This is a genomic window from Bacteroides clarus, assembly GCF_015555825.1.
Lineage (GTDB): Bacteria > Bacteroidota > Bacteroidia > Bacteroidales > Bacteroidaceae > Bacteroides > Bacteroides clarus.
In genome coordinates this window covers 565,225-587,600 of sequence record NZ_JADNLF010000001.1, presented here as the reverse complement: position 1 = coordinate 587,600, position 22,376 = coordinate 565,225, and the positions used below count along the sequence as shown (strand labels likewise).

Annotated in this window: 37 protein-coding genes; 1 reads left to right on the top strand and 36 read right to left on the bottom strand. The window is 42.4% G+C overall.

The annotated features are described in order from the left end of the window. Window positions 1-20: 20 nt before the first annotated feature. Together I2F54_RS02535 and I2F54_RS02525 are read right to left on the bottom strand one after the other, a co-directional pair. Window positions 21-305 (bottom strand): hypothetical protein, encoded by a 285-nt coding sequence (locus tag I2F54_RS02535; protein ID WP_195500437.1) that lies wholly within the window; start codon window positions 303-305, stop codon window positions 21-23. A 283-nt stretch (window positions 306-588) separates the two neighbouring features. Further along, window positions 589-1,236: a DUF6563 family protein gene (locus I2F54_RS02525; protein ID WP_087412057.1), complete on the bottom strand. Its 648-nt coding sequence runs from the start codon at window positions 1,234-1,236 to the stop codon at window positions 589-591. Window positions 1,237-1,575: 339 nt separating this feature from the next. Between I2F54_RS02525 and I2F54_RS02520 the strand changes: the two genes are divergently transcribed. Next, complete coding sequence (locus I2F54_RS02520) at window positions 1,576-3,465, top strand: MutS family DNA mismatch repair protein (RefSeq protein WP_195500436.1); 1,890 nt, start codon at window positions 1,576-1,578, stop codon at window positions 3,463-3,465. 55 nt (window positions 3,466-3,520) lie between these two features. On the opposite strand, the gene I2F54_RS02515 is transcribed toward I2F54_RS02520, so the two are convergent. From I2F54_RS02515 to rpsG, 34 genes are all read right to left on the bottom strand, one after another. Further along, window positions 3,521-4,060: a hypothetical protein gene (locus tag I2F54_RS02515; RefSeq protein ID WP_022217905.1), complete on the bottom strand. Its 540-nt coding sequence runs from the start codon at window positions 4,058-4,060 to the stop codon at window positions 3,521-3,523. A gap of 111 nt (window positions 4,061-4,171) precedes the next feature. Then, window positions 4,172-4,591: a hypothetical protein gene (locus I2F54_RS02510; RefSeq protein ID WP_009122267.1), complete on the bottom strand. Its 420-nt coding sequence runs from the start codon at window positions 4,589-4,591 to the stop codon at window positions 4,172-4,174. A 144-nt stretch (window positions 4,592-4,735) separates the two neighbouring features. Beyond that, window positions 4,736-5,233 carry a 50S ribosomal protein L17 gene (rplQ, locus tag I2F54_RS02505; RefSeq protein ID WP_009122266.1) on the bottom strand — a complete coding sequence of 166 codons (498 nt, stop codon included), beginning with the start codon at window positions 5,231-5,233 and terminating at the stop codon, window positions 4,736-4,738. 3 nt (window positions 5,234-5,236) lie between these two features. Beyond that, on the bottom strand, window positions 5,237-6,229 hold the full coding sequence (locus I2F54_RS02500) for a DNA-directed RNA polymerase subunit alpha (protein ID WP_009122265.1): 993 nt from the start codon (window positions 6,227-6,229) through the stop codon (window positions 5,237-5,239). 11 nt (window positions 6,230-6,240) lie between these two features. Next, a complete protein-coding gene (gene rpsD / locus I2F54_RS02495; protein WP_009122264.1) occupies window positions 6,241-6,846 on the bottom strand; it encodes a 30S ribosomal protein S4 in 606 nt (201 codons plus the stop codon). 115 nt (window positions 6,847-6,961) lie between these two features. Continuing rightward, window positions 6,962-7,351 carry a 30S ribosomal protein S11 gene (gene rpsK, locus I2F54_RS02490; protein WP_002558049.1) on the bottom strand — a complete coding sequence of 130 codons (390 nt, stop codon included), beginning with the start codon at window positions 7,349-7,351 and terminating at the stop codon, window positions 6,962-6,964. Window positions 7,352-7,362: 11 nt separating this feature from the next. Next, on the bottom strand, window positions 7,363-7,743 hold the full coding sequence (gene rpsM, locus I2F54_RS02485) for a 30S ribosomal protein S13 (RefSeq protein WP_009122263.1): 381 nt from the start codon (window positions 7,741-7,743) through the stop codon (window positions 7,363-7,365). A 34-nt stretch (window positions 7,744-7,777) separates the two neighbouring features. Further along, window positions 7,778-7,894, bottom strand: coding sequence for a type B 50S ribosomal protein L36 (gene ykgO / locus I2F54_RS02480; RefSeq protein WP_002558051.1), 117 nt, complete (start codon window positions 7,892-7,894; stop codon window positions 7,778-7,780). A 9-nt stretch (window positions 7,895-7,903) separates the two neighbouring features. Next, complete coding sequence (gene infA, locus I2F54_RS02475; protein ID WP_002558052.1) at window positions 7,904-8,122, bottom strand: translation initiation factor IF-1; 219 nt, start codon at window positions 8,120-8,122, stop codon at window positions 7,904-7,906. Window positions 8,123-8,131: 9 nt separating this feature from the next. After that, window positions 8,132-8,932, bottom strand: a complete 801-nt coding sequence (gene map / locus I2F54_RS02470; protein ID WP_195500435.1) for a type I methionyl aminopeptidase — start codon at window positions 8,930-8,932, stop codon at window positions 8,132-8,134. Between the two features lie 13 nt (window positions 8,933-8,945). Then, window positions 8,946-10,289: a preprotein translocase subunit SecY gene (secY, locus tag I2F54_RS02465; protein WP_005656513.1), complete on the bottom strand. Its 1,344-nt coding sequence runs from the start codon at window positions 10,287-10,289 to the stop codon at window positions 8,946-8,948. A gap of 4 nt (window positions 10,290-10,293) precedes the next feature. Then, complete coding sequence (rplO, locus tag I2F54_RS02460; protein ID WP_009122261.1) at window positions 10,294-10,740, bottom strand: 50S ribosomal protein L15; 447 nt, start codon at window positions 10,738-10,740, stop codon at window positions 10,294-10,296. 30 nt (window positions 10,741-10,770) lie between these two features. Beyond that, window positions 10,771-10,947: a 50S ribosomal protein L30 gene (gene rpmD / locus I2F54_RS02455; protein ID WP_004291222.1), complete on the bottom strand. Its 177-nt coding sequence runs from the start codon at window positions 10,945-10,947 to the stop codon at window positions 10,771-10,773. An 11-nt stretch (window positions 10,948-10,958) separates the two neighbouring features. Next, window positions 10,959-11,477, bottom strand: coding sequence for a 30S ribosomal protein S5 (gene rpsE / locus I2F54_RS02450; RefSeq protein WP_005656517.1), 519 nt, complete (start codon window positions 11,475-11,477; stop codon window positions 10,959-10,961). Window positions 11,478-11,482: 5 nt separating this feature from the next. Continuing rightward, complete coding sequence (gene rplR, locus I2F54_RS02445) at window positions 11,483-11,827, bottom strand: 50S ribosomal protein L18 (protein ID WP_005656518.1); 345 nt, start codon at window positions 11,825-11,827, stop codon at window positions 11,483-11,485. A 20-nt stretch (window positions 11,828-11,847) separates the two neighbouring features. Beyond that, a complete protein-coding gene (gene rplF, locus I2F54_RS02440) occupies window positions 11,848-12,417 on the bottom strand; it encodes a 50S ribosomal protein L6 (protein ID WP_009122260.1) in 570 nt (189 codons plus the stop codon). Between the two features lie 15 nt (window positions 12,418-12,432). Further along, window positions 12,433-12,828 (bottom strand): 30S ribosomal protein S8, encoded by a 396-nt coding sequence (gene rpsH, locus I2F54_RS02435; RefSeq protein WP_004291226.1) that lies wholly within the window; start codon window positions 12,826-12,828, stop codon window positions 12,433-12,435. A 55-nt stretch (window positions 12,829-12,883) separates the two neighbouring features. Next, window positions 12,884-13,183, bottom strand: coding sequence for a 30S ribosomal protein S14 (gene rpsN, locus I2F54_RS02430; RefSeq protein WP_005656523.1), 300 nt, complete (start codon window positions 13,181-13,183; stop codon window positions 12,884-12,886). A 4-nt stretch (window positions 13,184-13,187) separates the two neighbouring features. Continuing rightward, window positions 13,188-13,745 carry a 50S ribosomal protein L5 gene (gene rplE, locus I2F54_RS02425; protein WP_004294559.1) on the bottom strand — a complete coding sequence of 186 codons (558 nt, stop codon included), beginning with the start codon at window positions 13,743-13,745 and terminating at the stop codon, window positions 13,188-13,190. Further along, a complete protein-coding gene (gene rplX / locus I2F54_RS02420) occupies window positions 13,745-14,065 on the bottom strand; it encodes a 50S ribosomal protein L24 (RefSeq protein ID WP_005656526.1) in 321 nt (106 codons plus the stop codon). Before rplX ends, rplE begins: the two co-directional genes overlap by 1 nt. 20 nt (window positions 14,066-14,085) lie before the next feature. Beyond that, on the bottom strand, window positions 14,086-14,451 hold the full coding sequence (rplN, locus tag I2F54_RS02415) for a 50S ribosomal protein L14 (RefSeq protein WP_005825700.1): 366 nt from the start codon (window positions 14,449-14,451) through the stop codon (window positions 14,086-14,088). Window positions 14,452-14,453: 2 nt separating this feature from the next. Continuing rightward, the gene (rpsQ, locus tag I2F54_RS02410; RefSeq protein ID WP_005656533.1) at window positions 14,454-14,723 is read right to left on the bottom strand and encodes a 30S ribosomal protein S17; all 270 of its coding nucleotides are present in this window, start codon (window positions 14,721-14,723) and stop codon (window positions 14,454-14,456) included. Further along, window positions 14,720-14,917, bottom strand: coding sequence for a 50S ribosomal protein L29 (rpmC, locus tag I2F54_RS02405; protein WP_005656537.1), 198 nt, complete (start codon window positions 14,915-14,917; stop codon window positions 14,720-14,722). The genes rpsQ and rpmC overlap by 4 nt, the downstream gene beginning before the upstream one ends. Before the next feature lie 5 nt (window positions 14,918-14,922). Then, complete coding sequence (gene rplP, locus I2F54_RS02400) at window positions 14,923-15,357, bottom strand: 50S ribosomal protein L16 (RefSeq protein WP_005656538.1); 435 nt, start codon at window positions 15,355-15,357, stop codon at window positions 14,923-14,925. Between the two features lie 21 nt (window positions 15,358-15,378). Then, a complete protein-coding gene (gene rpsC, locus I2F54_RS02395; RefSeq protein WP_004291235.1) occupies window positions 15,379-16,110 on the bottom strand; it encodes a 30S ribosomal protein S3 in 732 nt (243 codons plus the stop codon). A gap of 5 nt (window positions 16,111-16,115) precedes the next feature. Beyond that, window positions 16,116-16,526, bottom strand: a complete 411-nt coding sequence (gene rplV / locus I2F54_RS02390) for a 50S ribosomal protein L22 (RefSeq protein WP_004291236.1) — start codon at window positions 16,524-16,526, stop codon at window positions 16,116-16,118. A 36-nt stretch (window positions 16,527-16,562) separates the two neighbouring features. Beyond that, window positions 16,563-16,832 carry a 30S ribosomal protein S19 gene (gene rpsS / locus I2F54_RS02385; RefSeq protein WP_002558070.1) on the bottom strand — a complete coding sequence of 90 codons (270 nt, stop codon included), beginning with the start codon at window positions 16,830-16,832 and terminating at the stop codon, window positions 16,563-16,565. Window positions 16,833-16,852: 20 nt separating this feature from the next. Continuing rightward, window positions 16,853-17,677 carry a 50S ribosomal protein L2 gene (rplB, locus tag I2F54_RS02380; protein WP_009122259.1) on the bottom strand — a complete coding sequence of 275 codons (825 nt, stop codon included), beginning with the start codon at window positions 17,675-17,677 and terminating at the stop codon, window positions 16,853-16,855. Window positions 17,678-17,682: 5 nt separating this feature from the next. Further along, complete coding sequence (rplW, locus tag I2F54_RS02375; protein WP_087412064.1) at window positions 17,683-17,976, bottom strand: 50S ribosomal protein L23; 294 nt, start codon at window positions 17,974-17,976, stop codon at window positions 17,683-17,685. Window positions 17,977-17,992: 16 nt separating this feature from the next. After that, window positions 17,993-18,619 (bottom strand): 50S ribosomal protein L4, encoded by a 627-nt coding sequence (rplD, locus tag I2F54_RS02370; RefSeq protein ID WP_087412065.1) that lies wholly within the window; start codon window positions 18,617-18,619, stop codon window positions 17,993-17,995. Continuing rightward, window positions 18,619-19,236, bottom strand: coding sequence for a 50S ribosomal protein L3 (gene rplC / locus I2F54_RS02365; RefSeq protein WP_195500434.1), 618 nt, complete (start codon window positions 19,234-19,236; stop codon window positions 18,619-18,621). The genes rplD and rplC overlap by 1 nt, the downstream gene beginning before the upstream one ends. A gap of 19 nt (window positions 19,237-19,255) precedes the next feature. Further along, complete coding sequence (rpsJ, locus tag I2F54_RS02360; RefSeq protein WP_004291244.1) at window positions 19,256-19,561, bottom strand: 30S ribosomal protein S10; 306 nt, start codon at window positions 19,559-19,561, stop codon at window positions 19,256-19,258. A 90-nt stretch (window positions 19,562-19,651) separates the two neighbouring features. Next, complete coding sequence (gene fusA / locus I2F54_RS02355) at window positions 19,652-21,769, bottom strand: elongation factor G (RefSeq protein ID WP_009122255.1); 2,118 nt, start codon at window positions 21,767-21,769, stop codon at window positions 19,652-19,654. Between the two features lie 57 nt (window positions 21,770-21,826). Next, window positions 21,827-22,303, bottom strand: a complete 477-nt coding sequence (rpsG, locus tag I2F54_RS02350) for a 30S ribosomal protein S7 (RefSeq protein ID WP_005656559.1) — start codon at window positions 22,301-22,303, stop codon at window positions 21,827-21,829. Between the last annotated feature and the right edge of the window lie 73 nt (window positions 22,304-22,376).

Genomic DNA, 22,376 nt, shown 5'->3' with positions numbered 1-22,376 from the left:
CGAAACAGTCCCGCACAGGATTAGTCTTTCCGCTTATTTCTCCGTAAAAGAAATTCGAAAACGAGAGAAAGTACCAAGGCGATAAGAGCAGCCCGCCACCAATCCATGTATTGCTCCAGCAAAAGAAATGGGCAGACAAAATAAGTACCACCTACCCAAAACTCAACCTTCGGGTGGGCATAAAAGTACTGACGTACTCTGTTACTAAAGATTCCGACAACAAGCAGCAATACGAGCAATGCCGAAACAGTCCACAGAAATATTATCCCGCCGGGCTTTATCGCCAAATTCATATTTTCCGTCATAAGCCTATATATTCAGAATTAATTTGCCGGTAAAGGCAGAATACGCCCCTTGAAACTGAAATTCCCTGCCATGTAAACTTTACTTGCCTGCACGAAACATTGGTTGGAATCATGATAGAGCGTCATTGCCCACTCAAATACCCGATTATGCCGGCTGTCCCGCACTCGCAAACTGATATTGACATCTCCGTTCTTCTGCACTTTTATCTGCTTCAGCGTATCTTCGCCGAAAAGTCCGGCATTTTTCTTTCGCTTTTTGGGTCAGCCCGACAAGCGCTTGAGCCTATTCGGTGGAACAAGTCGGTTCAGACTCAAGTTGTCTCAGATACTTTCCGATGACCTCGGACGATTCGCTCGTTTCTTTTTCAAAAGCTTCTTTCAGCTCCGGATAGCCCGCCAGCAATTCCAGCATCTTCTTCCTGCCTACAAACTCCGAGCGTCCCGTCTCCGGATTCAATTCATAGTACACACGCGCGAATACCAGCCCCGAGGCATTGATGGCATCCCCCACTTCACCGCCCAGCTTCGTCGCGTCAGGCGGAGTGGCAGTGCTCGCGGCAACCTGCCCCACAGGTTGCGCACAGTAATAAATCTTCCCTTTCACCCACATCGCAGGCGCATACCAGCCGCCGAAACGATAGCGTTTATAGCGCATCTTCCTGCAGTTGACATAAAGCGACGTGTCTATCCGCACCGCATAACAACGGGATTTCAAATAACGACACAAACCTGAGTTATCCTCAGCCTCTATACGATAATCCGCTCCCCCCATCAAATAAATCTGGTTCTTGGAACGCTTCTCAACTTTCAATATGGTGACCGTATCTCCGCGGTCTTCCACCAATTCTTTCAAGTTGGAATACATTATCTGCTGCGCCGAGCACGGCAAAGCCAATAACGCCCATATTCCTAACACCCAACTTCTTTTCATATCGCTATCCTTTCTTTTTGGAACTTTGCTTTCTTGAGCGAAAGGTACATTTTTTATCGTTATTCAGCAAACATACAGAAGAAAAAAACGCCGTATCTCCCACAAAGTGATTTCCATATACCGGCACCGGCCTTGCAGAATCCCGCCGCTGCGGGGGAAAATACAAATACCAACCGTTGGCAGTTCGAATACCAAGCAATGGTAGCTTCCGTACCAACGGTTGGTAGGCCTCGTACCAAACCATGGTACTTTGAATACCAACGGTTGGTATTTCATCTATCCTTAGGGGGAAAACCATATATTTGCTTATCTTTGCCTACCAATAAAGCATGAAAATAAATGGAAAGCATCGAGAATATAAAATCAACCTACCGCCGCATTGCGGACGAAGCGCAACAGCAGTTGAATAAAGTACAGCGACAGATTTACCGCATCGGCACGTTGCGGTTGCTGCTGTTTATCGCGGGAGTGGCAGGACTTATCTGTTTCCGGGCGGAAAGCTGGGCGGTACTGGCAGGGATTGCGCTTGTCACCCTTCTGCCTTTTATCCTGCTGATAAAATACCATAACCGTCTGTTCCACCGCAAAGACTATCTGGAGAAAAAGATAGAGGTCAACCGGCAGGAACTGGCCGCACTGGACTATGACACATCCTGCTTCGACAGCGGCGAGGAGTTTACCGACCCTGCGCATCTGTATGCCTACGACCTGGACGTATTCGGTGCGCATTCGTTGTTTCAGTACGTCAACCGCACTTGCACCGAACCGGGAAAACGTCTGCTGGCCGACTGGCTGGGGCGACATCTCGAAAAGAAAGAAGAGATACAGAAACGGCAGGCAGCCGTACGCGAGCTGGCTCCCGCACTGAAATTCCGCCAGCGTTTCCGCGTCCTCGGCCTGCTGCATAAAGGCAAGGCGGCCGACGAAACCGAGTTGAAAGCATGGGCGGCAAGTCCCGGCGTATTTCGCAGGAACAGGTTCTTGCGCGTTCTGCCGATAATCGTTACGGGCATCAATAGTGTATGTTTGCTGTCGGTCGTTGCCGGTTATTTGCCGGTAAGTATATGGGGAATAATCTGGACACTCTTCGTCACCGCCGGATTCGCCTTTACCGGAAAGATTACCAGGATGCAAGCCGTGTACGGCAAGAAACTGCAAATTCTCGGCACGTATGCCGGACTGCTCAAGCTCATGGAAGCCCGCCCCATGCAATGCGGTTTGCTGAAAAGTATCAAAGAAGAAATCGGCGGCGAACAGCGGAAAGCCTCTCTCTCCATCAGCCGGTTGAGCAAACTGATGAATGAGCTGGACCAACGCAACAATGTGTTTATGTACGTCATTCTCAACGGTCTCTTCTTCTGGGAACTGCGGCAGGTGATGCGCATCGAAGCCTGGAAAGAGCAATATGCCGGCGAACTGCCTCACTGGCTCGACGCCCTCGGACAGATGGACGCTCTTAACTCGTTGGCAACTTTTGCTTATAATCATCCCGGCTATTCTTATCCTACCCTGCTCGACAAGGCTGATATGATTGCCGCCAAAGCCGGCATCCCTTCCGGTGCAAAGGGCGCCGATACGGAGAATACCGACGGCAATGCCCATTTCATGCTCCGTGCAAAGGCTTTGGGACATCCTCTGATGCATCGTGACCGCTGTGTGCGCAACGACATCGATATGGAGAAGCGGCCTTTCTTCATCATCATCACCGGCGCCAACATGGCAGGAAAAAGTACTTACCTGCGTACGATAGGTATCAATTATCTGCTCGCCTGTACCGGTATGCCTGTCTGCGCGGAAGAAATGGAAGTGTATCCCGCCCGCCTTATCACCAGTCTGCGCACCAGCGACTCCCTGACCGACAACGAGTCCTACTTTTTTGCCGAACTCAAGCGTCTGAAACTCATTATCGACAAACTGCAATCGGGAGAGGAACTGTTTATCATTCTGGACGAAATTTTGAAAGGAACAAACTCAATGGATAAACAAAAAGGGTCTTTTGCACTCATCAAGCAGTTCATGACTTTGCAGGCAAATGGTATCATCGCTACCCACGACCTGCTGCTGGGCACACTTATCGACCTTTTCCCGAAGAATATCCGCAACTGCCGCTTCGAAGCGGATATCACCGACAACGAGCTGACCTTCTCCTACCGTCTCCGCCCGGGCGTGGCGCAGAATATGAACGCCTGCTTCCTTATGAAAAAAATGGGGATTGCCGTCACTGACTAATCCCCACTTTATACTGAAAAGCTAAATTGATTGTTTTTTATTTACGCGAACTTATTTAGACAGCCTTGCATTTAGACAAGAAAGCCGAAACCGCCGCCGCCTCGCTACCCGTGAAATAGCGTACGGAAGTCACCGGAGTATAGGTGTAAGGCACAAACTGGAACAGTTGCAGCGCAGCAAATTTGTTGTCCTGCGAAATCATAATATCCATACGCACGTTACCGCTTGATTCGCTTTTCACTCCGGCCTCACTGTCCAGATTACCGTTTTCAATCATCTCGGTCAGCTTGCCTATATATTTCAAATCGAAAAACATGCTGCGTTCCTTTGCCACGCTTCCCGTAGGCAGGTACACGATTTCTTTGGATTTCCAGAACAAACGGAATACTCCCAATAAAATCAATGCCGTGCCCAGTACCATCAGCCCCATGCTTATGGTAGAGGATTTATCGTTCATTTCAAAAATAGATACAAAGATAAGAATACCCACTACCATCATTACCAAGGAGATGATGAGTCCGGAAACACTTGTACGTTTTGCGATATCGGGATGTGAAGACGCGAAAAGAGTTGCGTCGATTGTTTGAGTTGCCATAATATAAATAGTTTTATGAATTAATGAATTATTGAAATAAAGAATACAATCTCTCCCCATACGGACACTCAGCGCCCGTACACAAGGGAAAAGCCCGAGTACAATAAGACATTAAATCAGGATTCGCCTCAGTGTGAAGATGTAGTACTCACACACAGGCTGGCAACGGTAGTAAGCGGTAGCATCATAGAGTTTCTCTCTATGTAAAGACAGAACCGCTTCGCGCTGGGCAAGCTTATCCACCCAGTCTTTCAGTGAAAAGATATATTCAGTGATATAGGAACGCTGAATACGGGACATGGTAAGCGACTGGACATGTCCGTTATTACTTGCCAGCTCAGCAACCGGCAGATAGGGCAATTGGGGTGAAGTGAAACATGCCTCGTCCTGATAATGAGCGGCAGTCACTGTCCGGATATTCACAGAATCTTCCGCACTTACCGCACCACTGACAGTAAATGCAGCACCCGACGTCTGCCACAAAGCCAACGCAAGCACCAAAAAACCTATGACTTTTAAGTATTTGCCCATAACTATCTGCAAATATAACAGTTTATTTCATTGATTAGCTTTATACACACATCTTTTAATGTTTGTTCATGTAAATAAAAGTATAAACAAAAAAGCCGCCCCAATCGCTGGGACGGCTTTCTATATATAAAAAGAATAGTTGAATTATTCTGCTTTCGCTTCTTCAGCAGCAGGAGCTTCGGCAACCGGTGCAGTTTCTGCAGCGGGAGCAGCTTCAGCAGCAGCCTTCTTTGAACGACGGGTACGGGTAGCTTTCTTAGCAACCTTTTCCTTAGCCATGTTTTCGTTGTAGTCAACGAGTTCAATGAAGCACATTTCTGCGTTATCACCCAAACGGTTACCGGTTTTGATGATACGAGTGTAACCACCCGGACGATCAGCAATCTTCACAGAGATTTCTTTGAATAACTCAGTTACAGCATACTTGTCTTGCAAATTGCTAAATACTACACGACGAGAATTTGTCGTATCGTCCTTAGCTTTTGTAATCAAAGGCTCAACGAATTTCTTCAAAGCTTTAGCCTTTGCAACGGTCGTAGTGATTCTTTTGTGCTTAATCAAAGAACACGCCATATTAGCCAACATAGCGTTTCTATGAGAGGCAGTACGACCCAAATGGTTGAATTTTTTATTATGTCTCATTTTTTATTCTTTATCTAATTTATATTTAGAAATATCAGTTCCAAACGACAGATTCAGACTTTCCAGCAAATCATCAAGCTCGGTAAGCGATTTCTTTCCGAAATTTCTGAACTTCAGCAAATCGGTCTTGTTGAATTGTACCAAGTCGCCCAAAGTCTCTACATCGGCGGCCTTCAAACAGTTGAGAGCACGAACCGAGAGATCCATATCAACAAGCTTGGTCTTCAGCAACTGACGCATGTGCAATACTTCTTCATCAAACTCTTCATTGCCGTCAACATCGTTGCTTTCCAGCGTAATCTTCTCATCAGAGAAGAGCATGAAGTGATAAATCAGAATTTTCGCAGCTTCTTTCAGAGCTTCTTTCGGGTGAATGGAACCATCCGTAGTAATCTCAAGCACCAGCTTCTCGTAGTCAGTCTTCTGCTCAACGCGGAAGTTTTCTACCTGATACTTAACATTACGTATCGGAGTATAAATAGAATCGATAGGAATTACGTTCACGTCGGTGCAATATTCGCGGTTTTCGTCAGCAGGAACATAACCACGACCTTTGTTGATCGTAATATCTATCTGCATAGTTGATTTTGAATCTAAATGACAAATAACTAATTCAGGATTTAACACTTCAAATCCAGTCAAATACTTACCTATGTCACCTGCTTTAAATTCACTTGAATTCTCGATTGTAATACTTACCTTCTCGCTCTCGAATTCTTCAACTACTTGCTTGAATCTCACTTGTTTCAGATTCAAGATAATGTTAGTAACATCCTCTTTAACTCCCGGAACACTGGAGAATTCATGCTCAACACCTTCTATTTTGATAGTAGTGATGGCAAAACCCTCCAATGAGGAAAGCAGGATGCGGCGCAGTGCATTACCCACGGTAATACCGAAACCGGGCTCCAACGGACGAAATTCGAACTTTCCGAATTTAGAGTCCGCTTCCAACATTAATACTTTATCAGGTTTTTGAAATGCTAATATCGCCATGAAATTAATTATTATTTAGAATACAATTCTACAATCAAATGCTCTTTAATGTTTTCAGGAATGTCCGCTCTTTCAGGTATGTGCAATAACTTACCTACTTTAGCGTTGTCATCCCATTCCAACCAAGGATACTTGCTGTGATTAAAGCCAGCCAATGAGTTAGCGATAACTTCCAAAGATTTAGATCTTTCACGAACGCCAATAACCTGACCCGGTTTTACTGCATATGAAGGAACGTTTACCACTTCACCATCTACAGTAATATGCTTGTGACTAACCAACTGACGAGCAGCTGCACGAGTCGGAGCAATACCCAAACGGAATACTACATTGTCGAGACGACCTTCCAATAATTGAAGAAGTACCTCACCGGTAATACCTTTAGCGGTAGCTGCCTTCTCAAACAGGTTGCGGAATTGTTTTTCCAAAACTCCATAGGTGTATTTGGCTTTCTGTTTCTCACGAAGTTGAACACCATATTCAGAAGTTTTTCTCTTTCTTGAATTACCGTGCTGTCCGGGAGGATAGTTCTTCTTTGACAATACTTTATCTGCTCCAAAGATACCTTCACCGAATTTACGGGCTATTCTTGATTTTGGTCCAGTATATCTAGCCATTTCTTTTTAAATATTTAATTGTTATTCATGAACTTAATTTGTTGCAGCCGCGATTGTAGAGAAGAATTTACAATCCAATAACAATATCAAGTTTCATTTTTATTAAAGGTAAATCTTAAACTCTACGTCTTTTCGGAGGACGACAACCATTATGTGGAAGCGGAGTTACGTCAATGATTTCGGTAACTTCGATACCTGCACCGTGGATAGTTCTAATAGCAGACTCACGTCCGTTACCTGGACCCTTCACATATGCTTTTACCTTTCTCAAGCCAAGATCGTATGCTATCTTAGCACAGTCTTGAGCAGCCATTTGTGCTGCATAAGGAGTGTTCTTCTTAGAACCTCTAAATCCCATCTTTCCGGCAGAAGACCAAGAAATAATCTGACCTTCACTATTAGCCAGAGAAACAATAATGTTGTTGAAAGATGAATGAACATGCAACTGTCCATTAGCATCTACCTTTACATTTCTCTTTTTTGCTGCAACTGTTTTTTTTGCCATATCAACAATTATTATTTAGTAGCTTTTTTCTTATTAGCAACGGTTTTCTTTCTACCCTTACGAGTACGAGCGTTATTCTTTGTACTCTGGCCTCTAACAGGGAGACCGATACGGTGACGTACACCACGGTAGCAACCGATATCCATTAAACGCTTGATGTTCAATTGAACTTCAGAGCGAAGATCACCTTCTACTTTATACTCTGCACCAATGATCTCACGAATCTTGGCAGCCTGATCATCCGTCCAGTCTTTTACTTTCAGGTCTTTGTCTACACCTGCTTTGTCCAAAATCTTTGCTGAACTACTACGACCTATTCCATATACATAGGTCAACGCAACTTCACCTCTCTTGTTTTGAGGCAAATCGACACCAACTATTCTTATAGCCATATACTAAATTATTTTTTTTGCAAAAATAATAATATTATCCTTGACGTTGTTTATACTTAGGATTTTTCTTGTTAATAACATACAAACGGCCATTACGTCTAACGATCTTACACTCTGGCGTACGTTTCTTTAAGGATGCTCTTACTTTCATATCTTAATTTTATTTATATCTAAATACAATTCTTCCTTTCGATAAATCGTAAGGAGACATTTCGACTCTTACTTTATCACCCGGCAGGATCTTGATGTAGTGCATCCGCATCTTACCGGAAATATGCGCAGTAATCTCATGTCCGTTTTCTAATTCAACACGAAACATTGCATTAGACAATGCTTCAACTATAACTCCATCTTGTTCTATTGCAGATTGCTTTGCCATATTAACTTCTTAAATTGCTTTATCTCCTAATACTTCTTCAATGAATTTGAACGATGACAATATATCAGCTTCACCACTTCCAACTGCTATGGTATGCTCAAAATGAGCTGCGTATTTACAGTCTTTGGTTCTAACCGTCCAGCCGTCGCGTTCCATTACTATTTGCCGATTACCTAAAGTAATCATCGGCTCGATTGCGATACACAAACCTTTTTTCAACATCGTCCCGTAACCACGCTTACCGTAATTAGGAACCTGAGGATCTTCATGCATCTCCTTGCCAATGCCATGACCGACAAACTCACGCACTACACCATAAGAATTAGACTCACAATGTTGTTGTATAGCATATCCTATATCACCCAACCGCTTGCCCTGAACAGCATTCTGTATCCCTATATATAGCGCTTCCTTAGTAACTTTCAGTAATTTGCGAACTTCTTCATCAACCTCACCTACACAAAACGTATAAGCCGAGTCACCACAAAAGCCGTTCATGTACGTACCGCAATCAACAGAAACAATATCACCTTCTTTAAGTACCACATCATCACTTGGAATACCATGTACTACCTGTTCATTTACAGAAGTACAAATTGAAGCCGGAAACGGATCACCGTATTGATTGGGAAAACCTTTGAAAGTAGGAACAGCACCATTATCTCTAATGAACTCTTCCGCTACTTTATCCAACTCTTTCGTAGTAACTCCGGGCTTTATAACCTTAGCTATCTCAGCCAACGTTTTCCCCACAAGCAAATTACTCTTACGGAGCAGCTCTATTTCATCTTCAGTTTTAAGAAATATCATTCTTCAAATAAGATTAATACGCAGCCACTGTACCGCTACGGCCTTTAATACGTCCTGACTTCAGCAAACCGTCATAGTGTCTCATCAACAAATGACTTTCAACCTGCTGGAGAGTATCAAGAACCACACCTACAAGAATTAACAAAGATGTACCGCCGAAGAATTGAGCAAACTCTGCTTTCACACCGAATATACCGGCAAATGCAGGCATAATAGCAACCAAAGCCAAGAAGAAAGAACCCGGCAAAGTGATACGTGACATAATCACGTCAATGTACTCTGCCGTTTGCTTTCCCGGTTTGATACCCGGAATGAAACCGTTATTCCTCTTCATATCCTCAGCCATCTGAGTCGGGTTAATGGTAATTGCAGTATAGAAATACGTAAACAGTATAATCAATACCGCAAAAATCAAATTATACCAAAAGCTTGTATGATCAGTTAATGCATGTATGAAACCGCTCGCATTATTTACATTCGAAAATCCAACGAGAGTAATAGGAATGAACATGATTGCCTGAGCAAAAATGATAGGCATCACGTTAGCTGCATTTACTTTCAAAGGAATGTACTGTCTTGCACCGCCATATTGTTTATTACCAACAATTTTCTTTGCATATTGAACAGGAATCTTTCTTGTACCTTGCACCAATAGAATGGCAAACGCAATAACAAGCAATAAGACTACAAGCTCAATCAAGAACATCACCAAACCACCGGTCTTATCAGTCATACGGGAAATCAATTCCTGAAATAAAGACTGCGGTAAACGTGCAATGATACCTACCATGATAATCAAAGAAATACCATTACCAATTCCTTTGTCTGTAATTCTCTCACCAAGCCACAAAATAAACATACTTCCAGCCGCCAATATAATGGTAGAAGTAAGCATAAACAGAGTCCAATCTAATGAAGCATTTAAGGAAGGACCAGCCTGCATTTTAAGATTGAGCAAATAAGAAGGAGCCTGAACCAACAGAATGATAATCGTCAGATAACGAGTATACTGATTCATTTTTCTTCTACCACTCTCACCTTCGCGTTGCAATTTCTGGAAATACGGTACCGCAATACCCAGCAACTGAATCACAATGGAAGCGGAGATATAAGGCATGATACCTAATGCAAAGATAGATGCATTAGAGAATGCTCCTCCAGAAAACATGTTTAACAAGGCTAAAAGACCCTCGCTTGTTTGTTGATGCAATTGTGTCAACATTGACGGATTAATACCCGGCAATACAACATACGAACCAAAACGGTAAATTGCCACAAACAATATGGTAATGAGGATCCGTTGTCTCAGATCCTCAATTTTCCATATATTCTTTAATGTTTCAATAGCTTTTCTCATCGAATTAGAGTTTTACTACTTGTCCACCAGCAGCTTCGATGGCAGCAACAGCAGTCTTAGAGAATGCATGTGCTTGTACATCCAACTTAGCAGTCAAAGTTCCGTTACCTAATACTTTTACCAACTGGCTTGCAGAAATGAAACCAGCAGCGATGAAGTCATTGATACCTACAGTCTGCAATTTTTTAGCTTCGGCCAGTTTTTGAATTGTATCCAAATTGATAGCTTTATACTCTACACGGTTGATATTTTTAAAGCCAAACTTAGGAACACGACGTTGAAGAGGCATCTGACCACCTTCAAAACCGATTTTCTTAGAGTATCCAGATCTTGATTTAGCTCCTTTATGACCTCTGGTAGAAGTACCTCCCAAACCAGAACCCGGACCACGTCCGATTCTCTTTCTTGTTTTAGTAGATCCCTCTGCAGGTTTTAAATTACTTAAGTTCATATTGTAATTCGTTTTATATTCAACAAATAATTACTTAACAATGGTAACCAAGTGTTTAACCTTATCCACCATTCCAAGAATTGAAGGAGTGCATTCGTGTTCAACCACACGATTCAACTTATGAAGTCCCAGTGCGTCGAGAGTTCTCTTCTGATCAGCAGGAGCACCAATTCTACTTTTAACTTGTTTAATCTTTATAGTCGACATATTCTTCCTCCTTATCCTCTAAATACTTTTTCCATACTAACTCCTCTGTTCTGAGCAACCATACGGGCATCACGCATTTCGCTTAATGCCAAAATAGTAGCTTTCACTAAGTTGTGCGGGTTGGAAGAGCCTTTGGATTTAGCCAAAACGTCCGTTACCCCAACACTCTCAAGCACTGCACGCATCGCACCGCCTGCCACAACACCAGTACCGTGAGAAGCCGGCTTAATGAATACCTCAGCACCACCAAACTTAGCAGACTGTTCGTGAGGAACCGTACCTTTCAGTACAGGCACTTTAGTCAGGTTCTTCTTTGCAGATTCAACACCCTTAGCAATAGCGGCAGTTACTTCGCCAGCTTTACCAAGGCCCCAACCGATGATACCTTCTTCATTTCCTACTACCACAATAGCAGAGAAACTAAAAGTTCTACCACCCTTGGTTACTTTGGTTACACGATTAATAGCAACCAATCTGTCTTTCAGTTCTATATCGTTTGTAATCTTAACTCTATTATTAAGTCCTGCCATAATGATTAAAATTTAAGTCCACCGTTACGAGCAGCATCAGCCACTTCTTTTACTCTCCCATGATACAAGTAACCATTACGGTCGAAAACAACAGTAGTTATACCTGCTTCCTGAGCTTTCTTTGCAATCAGTTCACCTACTTTGGCAGCTTGTTCTTTCTTTGGCATTTTTTCAGTCATACCCAAAGAAGAAGCCGCAGCCAACGTCTTACCGGACAAATCGTCGATAATCTGAACATAGATTTGCTTATTGCTTCTAAACACACTCATACGCGGACATTCAGTTGTACCTGAAATCTTATTGCGTACTCTATATTTAATCTTAATACGTCTTTCTATTTTTGTTGTCATAATACTATCAATTTAAATGATTATTTAGCACCGGCTGATTTACCAGACTTTCTACGAATTTCTTCGCCAACAAACTTAATACCTTTACCTTTATACGGTTCAGGCTTACGGAAAGAACGTATTTTAGAGCAAACTTGACCAAGCAATTGTTTGTCGCAAGATTCCAAAATGATAAGAGGATTCTTATTTCTTTCAGATTTTGTTTCTACTTTGATCTCAGCAGGCAACTGAATAAAGATACTGTGCGTGTAACCTAAGTTCAATTCAATAATATTGCCTTGGTTAGAAGCACGATAACCTACACCGACAAGCTCCAACTCTTTCTTATATCCTTCAGATACACCAACAACCATGTTGTGAACCAATGAACGGTACAAGCCATGGAATGCATGCTTCTGCTTCGGATTATCCAGCATTGCATTTTCATTCTCTGTCAAAACGACATGGCCTTCTTCGATGGCAACATTGATAGCAGGATCTACATATTGGCTCATTTCGCCTTTGGGTCCCTTTACGGCAACCACATTATCCTTCAGAGTAACTGTTACTCCAGCGGGGATACTAATGGGTAATTTTCCTATTCTTGACATTGCTAATTCCTCCTATTAATATACATAACACAAAACTTCACCACCAATCTTCAGTTCAGCGGCTTCTTTGTTGGTCATTACACCTTTGGAAGTAGATATTATAGCAATACCCAAACCATTAATAACTCGCGGCATATCTTTGTAACCGGTATATTGACGCAAACCCGGAGAAGAAATTCTTTCCAGTTTCTTGATAGCGTTAACTTTGTTAACCGGATCATACTTCAAGGCAACTTTAATAGTACCTTGAGGACCATCTTCTACAAACTTGTAATTAAGGATGTAGCCTTTTTCAAAAAGAATCTTAGTGATTTCTTTTTTCAAATTTGAAGCGGGAACTTCAACAACTCTGTGCTTTGCTTGAATAGCGTTCCGCAACCTCGTCAAATAATCTGCTATTGGATCAGTCATATAAAAATAAATTAAATTAATCAGGACTACCCTGACAATATTTAAAAAACAAAAATTACCAGCTTGCTTTCTTTACACCTGGGATAAGACCATTGGATGCCATCTCACGGAACTGAATTCTGGAGATACCGAATTGACGGATATATCCTTTAGGACGACCAGTCAATTTACAACGGTTGTGCATACGAATAGGGTTAGAATTCTTAGGCAGGTCCTGCAATTTCTGTGCAGCTTCAAAAGCTTCAGCAGGATCACCTGTTCTAACGATTTGCTTCAATGCAGCTCTTTTCTCGGCATATTTGGCTACTAATTTGGCACGCTTTACTTCGCGTGCTTTCATTGATTCCTTTGCCATATTATCAATCTTTTTTAGCGTTCTTAAACGGTAAACCGAATTCTTTCAACAAGGCATAACCTTCTTCATCTGTTTGCGCAGAGGTTACAAAGGTAATATTCATTCCGAGAATTCTGGTAATACTATCGATATTAATTTCAGGGAAAATGATTTGCTCCTGAATACCAAGGGTATAGTTACCCTTTCCATCGAACTTACTTTCAATACCCTTGAAGTCACGGATACGCGGCAGAGCTACACGAACCAATTTTTCAAGGAATTCGTACATTCTCTCGCGACGCAAAGTTACCATAACGCCAATCGGCATTTTCTTACGCAACTTAAAGTTAGCGATATCTTTACGAGAAATGGTTGCAACGGCTTTCTGGCCAGTGATCGCAGTCATTTCATTAATTGCCACTTCGATAATCTTCTTATCAGCAACGGCCATACCTAAACCCTGATTGATAACAATCTTCTTAAGTACGGGTACCTGCATTGAAGAAGAATACTGGAACTGTGATTTCAATGCAGGCGCAATACGCTCTGCATATTCTTTCTTAAGGCTAGCAGTATTACTCATTACTTAATCTCCTCTCCTGATTTTTTAGAATAACGCACTAAAGTGCCGTCAGCACTTAATTTTCTACCAACACGCGTTGCTTTACCAGTTTTTGGATCAACCGGATTCAAGTTTGAAATGTGGATAGAAGCTTCTTGCTTCACGATACCACCTTGCGGGTTCTTTGCATTCGGTTTTGTGCTCTTAGACACCATGTTGATACCCTCAACGATTGCACGTTTTTTATCAACAAGAACCTTCAATACACGACCAGTCTTACCTTTGTCTTCGCCAGAATTTACGTAAACTGTATCGCCTTTTTTAATATGTAATTTACTCATTACTTAAATCTTTTACAAAATTAAAGTACTTCAGGAGCGAGTGACACAACTTTCATGTTAGTAGCACGAAGTTCACGAGCTACCGGACCGAAAATACGACTACCTCTAATTTCACCTGCATTGTTCAGCAACACGCAAGCATTATCATCAAAACGTATATAAGAACCATCAGCACGACGGATTTCTTTCTTAGTACGTACGATCAAAGCTTTAGACACTGCACCTTTTTTAATATCACTTGAAGGGATAACGCTCTTTACAGAAACAACAATCACGTCCCCTACTGAAGCATAGCGACGACCTGTACCGCCCAAAACGCGAATACAGAGAGCCTCTTTTGCTCCACTATTATCACATACTGTAAGTCTGGATTCTACTTGTATCATAATTACTTAGCTCTTTCAATTATTTCAACCAATCTCCATCTCTTAGTCTTGCTCAAAGGACGAGTTTCCATGATGCGTACAGTATCGCCGATATTGCACTCATTCTTTTCATCATGAGCATGGTACTTCTTCGTCTTACTAACGAACTTACCATATATGGGGTGTTTTTCCTTAAACTTAGCTGCAACGGTGATAGTCTTATCCATCTTATCGCTCAGCACAACCCCTGTTCTTTCTTTTCTTAAATTTCTTGCTTCCATCAAGCTCATCATTTATTGTTAAGTTCTCTCTGGCGTAATTCAGTTTTCATACGCGCAATAGTCCTGCGTAATTGTTTGATCTGAGCAGGATTATCCAAAGGAGAAATAGAATGATTTAAAACCATTTGGCTATAGTTAGCCACTTCTGCTTCTACTCTTTCTACCAAATCATTGGTAGTCATTTCTTTAATTTCTGCAATTTTCATACTTCTTACGCATTTTGATTTTGGATATCATAATCACGTCTAACCACAAACTTGGTTGTGATAGGAAGCTTCTGTGCAGCTAGGCGCAAAGCTTCTTTTGCGATTTCATAAGATACTCCTTCAGCTTCGATAATAATTCTACCCGGTGTAACAGGAGCAACGAATCCCTCGGGGCTACCTTTACCTTTACCCATACGTACGTCAGCAGGCTTTCTTGTAATAGGTTTATCCGGGAAAATACGAATCCAAATCTGTCCTTGACGTTGCATATATCTTGTCACTGCAATACGCGCAGCTTCAATCTGACGGCCTGTAATCCATTTCGTCTCCAAGGCCTTAATACCAAAAGAACCGAAAGCCAACTGGTTTCCTCTTTGGGCATTACCTTTTTGACGGCCTTTTTGTTGTCTTCTGAATTTTGTCTTTTTCGGTTGTAACATAATTCCTAAAAATCAAATTCGTTAGCGATTATTTTTCTTTCTTTTGAAGTTCTTTCCGCCATTGTTTCCGCTATTGCTTCCACGACCACTTTCTTTGCTTTGCGTAAAGTTCGGAGCCAATTCCTTCTTACCATAAACTTCACCTCTACAAATCCAAACTTTAATACCGAGAAGACCTACCTTAGTCAATGCTTCTGCATGACAATAGTCGATGTCTGCTCTGAAAGTGTGCAACGGAGTCCTTCCTTCCTTATACATTTCAGAACGGGCCATTTCTGCACCATTCAAACGTCCTGAAATCTGAATTTTGATACCTTCCGCACCCATACGCATAGTATTGGCGATAGCCATTTTGATAGCGCGGCGATAGGCGATTTTACCTTCTACCTGGCGAGCGATGTTGTTAGCCACGATAACAGCGTCCAGCTCAGGTCTTTTCACTTCGAAGATATTGATCTGGATATCTTTATCAGTGACCTTCTTCAATTCTTCTTTCAGCTTATCAACTTCTTGGCCACCTTTACCGATAATAATACCCGGACGTGCTGTACAAACGGTAATAGTCACGAGTTTCAGTGTACGTTCGATTACAATTCTTGAAACGCTTGCTTTAGCAAGACGAGCGTTCAAATATTTACGAATCTTGCTATCTTCCAGCAAAGAGTCGCCGTAATTCTTTCCACCATACCAATTGGAATCCCATCCTCTGATAATTCCTAAACGGTTGCTTATTGGATTAACTTTTTGTCCCATTTACCTTAATTTTGATCTTCGTTATTACTTTTAGAACCAACGAACAACGTTACGTGGTTTGAACGTTTGCGGATTCTGTAACCTCTACCCTGCGGAGCCGGTCTCATTCTTTTGAGTGTAGCGCCACCATCAACAAAAATCTTGGTTACGAACAGCTCGCCGCTTTCAGCTTTACGTTCGTTTTTCTGCTCCCAGTTAGCAATTGCAGAGCGCAGCAACTTTTCCACTCTGGCTGCAGCCTCTTTTGAAGAGAACTTCAAAACGCCGAGTGCTCTGTTCACTTCCATTCCACGAATCATGTCAGCCACGAGACGCATTTTACGGGGGGAAGTAGGAACATTTTGCAATTTCGCAAAATACATGGTCTTAAGGGCTTCTTTTCTTTTTTCAGCCGATATTTTTTTTCTTGCTCCCATTATATTATTACTTTATTATTTCAGATAAATCCTGTTTTATTTTTTCTTGTTACCAGCGTGTCCTCTGAATGTACGAGTTGGAGCGAATTCGCCCAACTTGTGTCCTACCATATTTTCGGTAACATAAACAGGAATAAATTTATTTCCATTGTGAACTGCAACAGTATGGCCTACGAAATCAGGCGAAATCATTGAAGCTCTGGCCCAAGTCTTAACTACCACTTTCTTGCCCGACTCATTCATGGCAAGCACTTTTTTCTCAAGCTTAACGTTAATATACGGACCTTTTTTTAATGAACGACTCATAATTTACTCAATTAATCAGATTACTTCTTTCTTCTCTCAATAATATACTTAGACGATTGTTTCTTCGGAGCTCTTGTCTTAAGACCCTTAGCGTACAATCCCTTGCGAGATCTCGGGTGTCCTCCTGAAGCACGTCCTTCACCACCACCCATCGGGTGATCAACCGGGTTCATAACAACACCACGGTTACGCGGACGACGTCCTAACCAACGAGAACGTCCAGCTTTACCTGAACTTTCCAATCCATGATCTGAGTTACCAACGCTACCGATAGTAGCCTTACATGTACTGAGGATCTGACGAACCTCACCAGAAGGCAACTTGATAACGCAGTATTTACCTTCTCTTGAAGTCAACTGAGCGAAGTTACCGGCCGAGCGAACCAAAGCAGCGCCTTGACCCGGACGTAATTCGATGTTGTGAATTACGGTACCGACCGGAATATTCTGAAGCGGAAGAGCATTACCGATTTCCGGAGCAGCAGTTTCACCTGACATCAAAGTCGCACCAACTTGCAATCCATTGGGAGCAATAATATATCTTTTTTCACCATCTGCATAAAACAACAAAGCGATACGAGCCGAACGATTCGGATCGTATTCAATTGTTTTAACCACTGCAGGTACACCGTCCTTATTTCTCTTGAAGTCTACGATACGGATAATCTTCTTACTACCGCCACCGATGTAGCGCATGGTCATTTTACCGGTATTGTTACGACCACCGGTAGATTTCTTACCAAATACAAGAGACTTTTCTGGTACTCGTGCAGTAATCTCTTCGAAAGTACCAATAATTTTATGTCTTTGCCCCGGTGTTGTGGGCTTAAATTTACGTACTGCCATTTCTTTTAAATATTGCTATAAAAATCAATAGTATCTCCTTCTTTCAACGTAACAATAGCTTTCTTATAAGCATTCGTACGTCCGTTGATGATACCTGCACGCGTATAACGGCTCTTGTTTTTGCCGGCATAGCGAATGGTGTTCACATCAACCACGGTAACGTTGTAAAGGGCTTCAACTTCGTTCTTAATTTCCAGTTTATTAGCTTCAGGACGCACGATAAAGCCGAAACGATTGTTCGCCTTATCTGTAATTGCAGTCATTTTTTCTGTCACTAACGGTTTAATAATAATTCCCATTATTTAAGCCTCCTTTTTACATTAAGATATTGTCGATAGCAGAAAGTGCACTTTCAGCAAACACAACAACACCAGCGTCCAATACTCTGTAAGTATTTAACCCTGAGATAGTCTGCACATTGGCGCCCTTCACGTTACGAGCCGACAAATATACGTTTTTATTTGCTTCCGGTAAAACTACAAGCAGCTTTTTGTCAGAAACTTTAAGTTTTTTTGTCATAACAACAAAATCTTTTGTCTTAGGAGCTTCAAAATTGAAGTCTTCTACTACAACGATAGCATTGTTCTGAGCTTTATATGACAAAGCTGACTTACGTGCCAGAGCCTTTACTTTCTTATTCAGTTTGAAGTAATAATCTCTCGGTTTCGGACCGAATACGCGTCCACCACCAACGAGTACCGGTGAGTTCATGTCACCACGACGTGCACCACCGCCACCTTTCTGGCGACCGATTTTACGAGTGGAACCGCTGATTTCACTTCTTTCTTTTGACTTGTGTGTACCCTGACGCTGGTTAGCCATAAACTGTTTAACGTCCAAGTAGATAGCGTGATCATTGGGCTCAATTCCGAAGATAGACTCGTTTAACGTAATCTTTCTCCCAGTGTCTTCACCTTTAATGTTATATACGTTAACTTCCATTATTTCTCAATTATTACGATTGAACCTTTGCAACCAGGAACAGAACCCTTAATCAAAAGGAGATTATGCTCCGCGATTACTTTTAATACCTGCAGATTTTGAACAGTCACTCTATCTCCACCAAGCTGTCCGCCCATGCGCATTCCTTTGAACACTTTTGCAGGGTAAGAACAAGCACCGATAGAACCCGGCTTACGAGCGCGATTGTGCTGACCGTGAGTAGTCTGACCTACACCACCGAAACCATGACGTTTCACAACACCCTGGAAACCTTTACCTTTAGAAGTACCTACAACGTCAACGAAGTCAACGCCTTCGAACAATTCTACGGTAACAGTATCACCCAGATTCAATTCTGTCTCAAATTCTTTGAACTCAGCCAAGTGTTTCTTGGGAGTTACTCCGGCTCTCTTGAAGTGGCCCATAAGAGGCTTTGTAGTGTGCTTTTCCTTTTTGTCCTGGAAACCCAACTGAACAGCTTGATAGCCATCCTTTTCTACAGTCTTCACCTGAGTAACAACACAAGGACCTGCTTCGATAACAGTGCATGGTACATTCTTACCCTCGGCACTGAAAACGGATGTCATTCCGATTTTTTTTCCTAATAATCCTGGCATTTCACTAAATTTTTAATACTTACACTTTGATTTCTACTTCCACACCACTCGGTAACTCCAACTTCATCAGAGCATCTACTGTCTTAGCTGTTGAGCTATAGATGTCGATCAATCTCTTGTAAGAAGAGAGTTCGAATTGTTCACGCGACTTCTTGTTAACGAAAGTCGAACGGTTTACGGTAAAGATACGCTTATGCGTAGGAAGAGGAATCGGACCGCTAACGATGGCGCCCGTCGTCTTCACCGTTCTTACAATCTTCTCAGCTGACTTGTCAACCAAGTTGTGGTCGTAAGATTTCAGTTTGATTCTAATTTTTTGACTCATTACTGTCTTAATTATTAATAGTGTTATTATATAAGATAAAGTTCCGTAGGTTAAGAGTCATTCGCTAACCTACGGACTTTAGTTATTTTTTTAGATTAAGTCTGTACGACCTTTTACTTCTTCCAATACTGCCTTGGCAATAGAGTTAGAAACCTGAGCATGGTGAGAATATACCATTGAAGAAGTTGCACGACCAGAAGTGATAGTACGCAACGCAGTCACGTAACCGAACATTTCTGCCAGCGGGACCATCGCCTTCACGATACGGGCACCCGAACGACTTGATTCCATACCTTCTACCTGACCGCGACGCTTATTCAAGTCACCGATAACATCACCCATGTTTTCTTCCGGAGTAACAACTTCCAGCTTCATGATAGGCTCCATCAATACCGGACCGGCCTTAGCACAAGCGTTCTTATATGCCTGAATAGCACAGATTTCAAATGACAACTGGTCAGAGTCAACCGGGTGGAAAGAACCGTCGACCAAAGTCACTTTCAGTGAATCCAGCGGATAGCCGGCCAACACACCGTTCTTCATTGCAGTTGTGAAACCCTTCTGTACAGACGGGATGAATTCCTTAGGAATATTACCGCCCTTCACTTCGTCAACAAACTGCAAACCGCCTTGAGTAAAGTCCTCATCAACAGGGCCGATATTCACGATGATATCCGCAAACTTACCGCGACCACCCGACTGCTTCTTGTAAACTTCGCGCAAGTTAACAGTCTTCGTGATAGCTTCCTTATAGTTAACCTGAGGTTTACCCTGATTACATTCAACCTTGAACTCACGTTTCAGACGGTCGATGATGATATCCAAGTGGAGCTCACCCATACCGGAGATAACCGTCTGGCCTGTCTGCTCATCAGTCTTGACTGTAAACGTCGGGTCTTCTTCGGCCAATTTAGCCAAACCGTTAGACAGCTTATCCATATCCTTCTGAGTCTTAGGTTCGACTGCGATACCGATTACCGGTTCGGGGAAGTCCATAGACTCCAATACGATCGGCGCAGTTTCGTCGCACAGCGTATCACCGGTATGAATATCCTTAAAGCCTACACCTGCACCAATATCACCGGCACCAATCACTTCAACAGGATTCTGCTTATTTGAGTGCATCTGGAACAGACGGGAAACACGTTCCTTCTTGCCAGAGCGAGAGTTATAAATATAAGAACCGGCTTCAATCTTACCTGAGTAAACGCGGAAGAAAGTCAAACGGCCTACATACGGGTCGGTCGCAATCTTGAACGCCAAGGCAGAAGTCTTTTCGTCTTCACTCGGCTTACGGTCTTCTTCAGCACCGGTTTCGGGATTTGTACCGACAACATTTTCTGTATCCAGCGGAGAAGGCAAGAATGCGCAAACGTAGTCAAGCAAAGTCTGTACACCCTTGTTTTTGAATGAAGAACCGCACAACATAGGAACAACAGCCATTTGTACCGTAGCGTTACGGAGAGCTCTCAACACTTCTTCTTCTGTGATAGTAGAAGGATCATCGAAATATTTCTCCATCAAAGCATCGTCAAACTCAGCTACTTTTTCGAGCATTTTATCTCTCCATTCGTTAGCTTCGTCTATCAAGTTGGCCGGGATTTCCTCTACCGTATAGTCAGCACCCATCGTTTCATCATGCCAGTAGATAGCTTTCATCTTGATAAGGTCTACCAGACCTTTGAAAGACTCTTCAGCACCGATAGGCACAACGATAGGACAAGGATTAGCACCCAAAACGTCCTTCATCTGGCGAACAACTTCGAAGAAATCGGCACCCGAACGGTCCATTTTATTAACGTATGCGATACGCGGCACGTTATATTTATCAGCCTGACGCCAAACGGTTTCGGATTGCGGTTCAACACCACCTACTGCACAATAAGCAGCAACAGCGCCGTCAAGAATACGCAAAGAACGCTCTACCTCAGCGGTAAAGTCAACGTGTCCCGGGGTATCAATCAAGTTGATTTTATAAGTATCACCGGCATATTTCCAACGAGTGGTAGTAGCGGCGGAAGTGATAGTGATACCACGTTCCTGCTCTTGCTCCATCCAGTCCATTGTAGCGGCACCATCGTGTACCTCACCGATTTTGTGGGTCAAACCCGTATAAAACAAAATACGTTCAGAGGTTGTTGTCTTTCCGGCATCGATGTGGGCCATGATACCGATATTACGTGTCAAATGTAAATCATTCTTTGCCATTTTCTAATTCCTTTTACTTTAAGTTTTTAATCTTCGATTGGTTAGTTTCTTATAGTATTAGAATCTGAAATGAGCAAATGCACGGTTAGCTTCAGCCATTCTGTGCATATCTTCTTTACGTTTGAAAGCACCGCCTTGTTCGTTGAAAGCATCCATGATTTCAGCAGCCAGTTTGTCAGCCATAGACTTACCGCCACGCTTGCGTGCAAAGATAATCAGGTTCTTCATTGAGATTGACTCCTTGCGGTCGGGACGAATTTCAGTAGGAACTTGAAAAGTAGCGCCACCTACACGGCGAGACTTCACTTCCACTTGAGGAGTTACGTTATCCAAAGCTTTTTTCCAGATTTCAAGAGCTGATTTCTCTTCATTCTGCATTTTGTTCTTCACTGTTTCCAAAGCGGCGTAGAAGATTTCATAAGAGGTATTCTTCTTTCCGTCGTACATCAAGTGGTTAACGAACTTGGAAACTTTCACATCATTAAAAACGGGATCCGGAAGGATGATACGTTTTTTAGGTTTTGCTTTTCTCATTTGTCTGAAAGAATAATGTTTTTCGTTCTTGGTTGTTTACTTCTGTCTTCTTCAACTCTCCCACCGGAGTGTT

Bases quoted from the DNA above. Each gene is read 5' to 3' on its own strand.
- rpmD (WP_004291222.1), bottom strand. From the start codon at position 10,947: ATGTCGACTATAAAGATTAAACAAGTTAAAAGTAGAATTGGTGCTCCT.
- rplX (WP_005656526.1), bottom strand. From the start codon at position 14,065: ATGAGTAAATTACATATTAAAAAAGGCGATACAGTTTACGTAAATTCT.
- rplB (WP_009122259.1), bottom strand. From the start codon at position 17,677: ATGGCAGTACGTAAATTTAAGCCCACAACACCGGGGCAAAGACATAAA.
- I2F54_RS02535 (WP_195500437.1), bottom strand. From the start codon at position 305: ATGACGGAAAATATGAATTTGGCGATAAAGCCCGGCGGGATAATATTT.
- rpsK (WP_002558049.1), bottom strand. From the start codon at position 7,351: ATGGCAAAAAAAACAGTTGCAGCAAAAAAGAGAAATGTAAAGGTAGAT.
- rpsM (WP_009122263.1), bottom strand. From the start codon at position 7,743: ATGGCTATAAGAATAGTTGGTGTCGATTTGCCTCAAAACAAGAGAGGT.
- rplV (WP_004291236.1), bottom strand. From the start codon at position 16,526: ATGGGAGCAAGAAAAAAAATATCGGCTGAAAAAAGAAAAGAAGCCCTT.
- rpsD (WP_009122264.1), bottom strand. From the start codon at position 6,846: ATGGCTAGATATACTGGACCAAAATCAAGAATAGCCCGTAAATTCGGT.
- fusA (WP_009122255.1), bottom strand. From the start codon at position 21,769: ATGGCAAAGAATGATTTACATTTGACACGTAATATCGGTATCATGGCC.
- rplO (WP_009122261.1), bottom strand. From the start codon at position 10,740: ATGAACTTAAGTAATTTAAAACCTGCAGAGGGATCTACTAAAACAAGA.
- rpsH (WP_004291226.1), bottom strand. From the start codon at position 12,828: ATGACTGATCCAATAGCAGATTATTTGACGAGGTTGCGGAACGCTATT.
- infA (WP_002558052.1), bottom strand. From the start codon at position 8,122: ATGGCAAAGCAATCTGCAATAGAACAAGATGGAGTTATAGTTGAAGCA.
- rplD (WP_087412065.1), bottom strand. From the start codon at position 18,619: ATGGAAGTTAACGTATATAACATTAAAGGTGAAGACACTGGGAGAAAG.
- rplN (WP_005825700.1), bottom strand. From the start codon at position 14,451: ATGATACAAGTAGAATCCAGACTTACAGTATGTGATAATAGTGGAGCA.
- rplQ (WP_009122266.1), bottom strand. From the start codon at position 5,233: ATGAGACATAATAAAAAATTCAACCATTTGGGTCGTACTGCCTCTCAT.
- rpsQ (WP_005656533.1), bottom strand. From the start codon at position 14,723: ATGATGAGCTTGATGGAAGCAAGAAATTTAAGAAAAGAAAGAACAGGG.
- rplR (WP_005656518.1), bottom strand. From the start codon at position 11,827: ATGACAACAAAAATAGAAAGACGTATTAAGATTAAATATAGAGTACGC.
- I2F54_RS02515 (WP_022217905.1), bottom strand. From the start codon at position 4,060: ATGGCAACTCAAACAATCGACGCAACTCTTTTCGCGTCTTCACATCCC.
- rpmC (WP_005656537.1), bottom strand. From the start codon at position 14,917: ATGAAAATTGCAGAAATTAAAGAAATGACTACCAATGATTTGGTAGAA.
- rpsN (WP_005656523.1), bottom strand. From the start codon at position 13,183: ATGGCAAAGGAATCAATGAAAGCACGCGAAGTAAAGCGTGCCAAATTA.
- rpsJ (WP_004291244.1), bottom strand. From the start codon at position 19,561: ATGAGTCAAAAAATTAGAATCAAACTGAAATCTTACGACCACAACTTG.
- rplF (WP_009122260.1), bottom strand. From the start codon at position 12,417: ATGTCAAGAATAGGAAAATTACCCATTAGTATCCCCGCTGGAGTAACA.
- rplW (WP_087412064.1), bottom strand. From the start codon at position 17,976: ATGGGAATTATTATTAAACCGTTAGTGACAGAAAAAATGACTGCAATT.
- I2F54_RS02520 (WP_195500436.1), top strand. From the start codon at position 1,576: ATGGAAAGCATCGAGAATATAAAATCAACCTACCGCCGCATTGCGGAC.
- map (WP_195500435.1), bottom strand. From the start codon at position 8,932: ATGATATTTCTTAAAACTGAAGATGAAATAGAGCTGCTCCGTAAGAGT.
- rpsE (WP_005656517.1), bottom strand. From the start codon at position 11,477: ATGGCAGGACTTAATAATAGAGTTAAGATTACAAACGATATAGAACTG.
- I2F54_RS02510 (WP_009122267.1), bottom strand. From the start codon at position 4,591: ATGGGCAAATACTTAAAAGTCATAGGTTTTTTGGTGCTTGCGTTGGCT.
- rplE (WP_004294559.1), bottom strand. From the start codon at position 13,745: ATGAGTAATACTGCTAGCCTTAAGAAAGAATATGCAGAGCGTATTGCG.
- ykgO (WP_002558051.1), bottom strand. From the start codon at position 7,894: ATGAAAGTAAGAGCATCCTTAAAGAAACGTACGCCAGAGTGTAAGATC.
- rpsS (WP_002558070.1), bottom strand. From the start codon at position 16,832: ATGAGTCGTTCATTAAAAAAAGGTCCGTATATTAACGTTAAGCTTGAG.
- I2F54_RS02525 (WP_087412057.1), bottom strand. From the start codon at position 1,236: ATGAAAAGAAGTTGGGTGTTAGGAATATGGGCGTTATTGGCTTTGCCG.
- rplC (WP_195500434.1), bottom strand. From the start codon at position 19,236: ATGCCAGGATTATTAGGAAAAAAAATCGGAATGACATCCGTTTTCAGT.
- I2F54_RS02500 (WP_009122265.1), bottom strand. From the start codon at position 6,229: ATGGCGATATTAGCATTTCAAAAACCTGATAAAGTATTAATGTTGGAA.
- rpsC (WP_004291235.1), bottom strand. From the start codon at position 16,110: ATGGGACAAAAAGTTAATCCAATAAGCAACCGTTTAGGAATTATCAGA.
- rplP (WP_005656538.1), bottom strand. From the start codon at position 15,357: ATGTTACAACCGAAAAAGACAAAATTCAGAAGACAACAAAAAGGCCGT.
- rpsG (WP_005656559.1), bottom strand. From the start codon at position 22,303: ATGAGAAAAGCAAAACCTAAAAAACGTATCATCCTTCCGGATCCCGTT.
- secY (WP_005656513.1), bottom strand. From the start codon at position 10,289: ATGAGAAAAGCTATTGAAACATTAAAGAATATATGGAAAATTGAGGAT.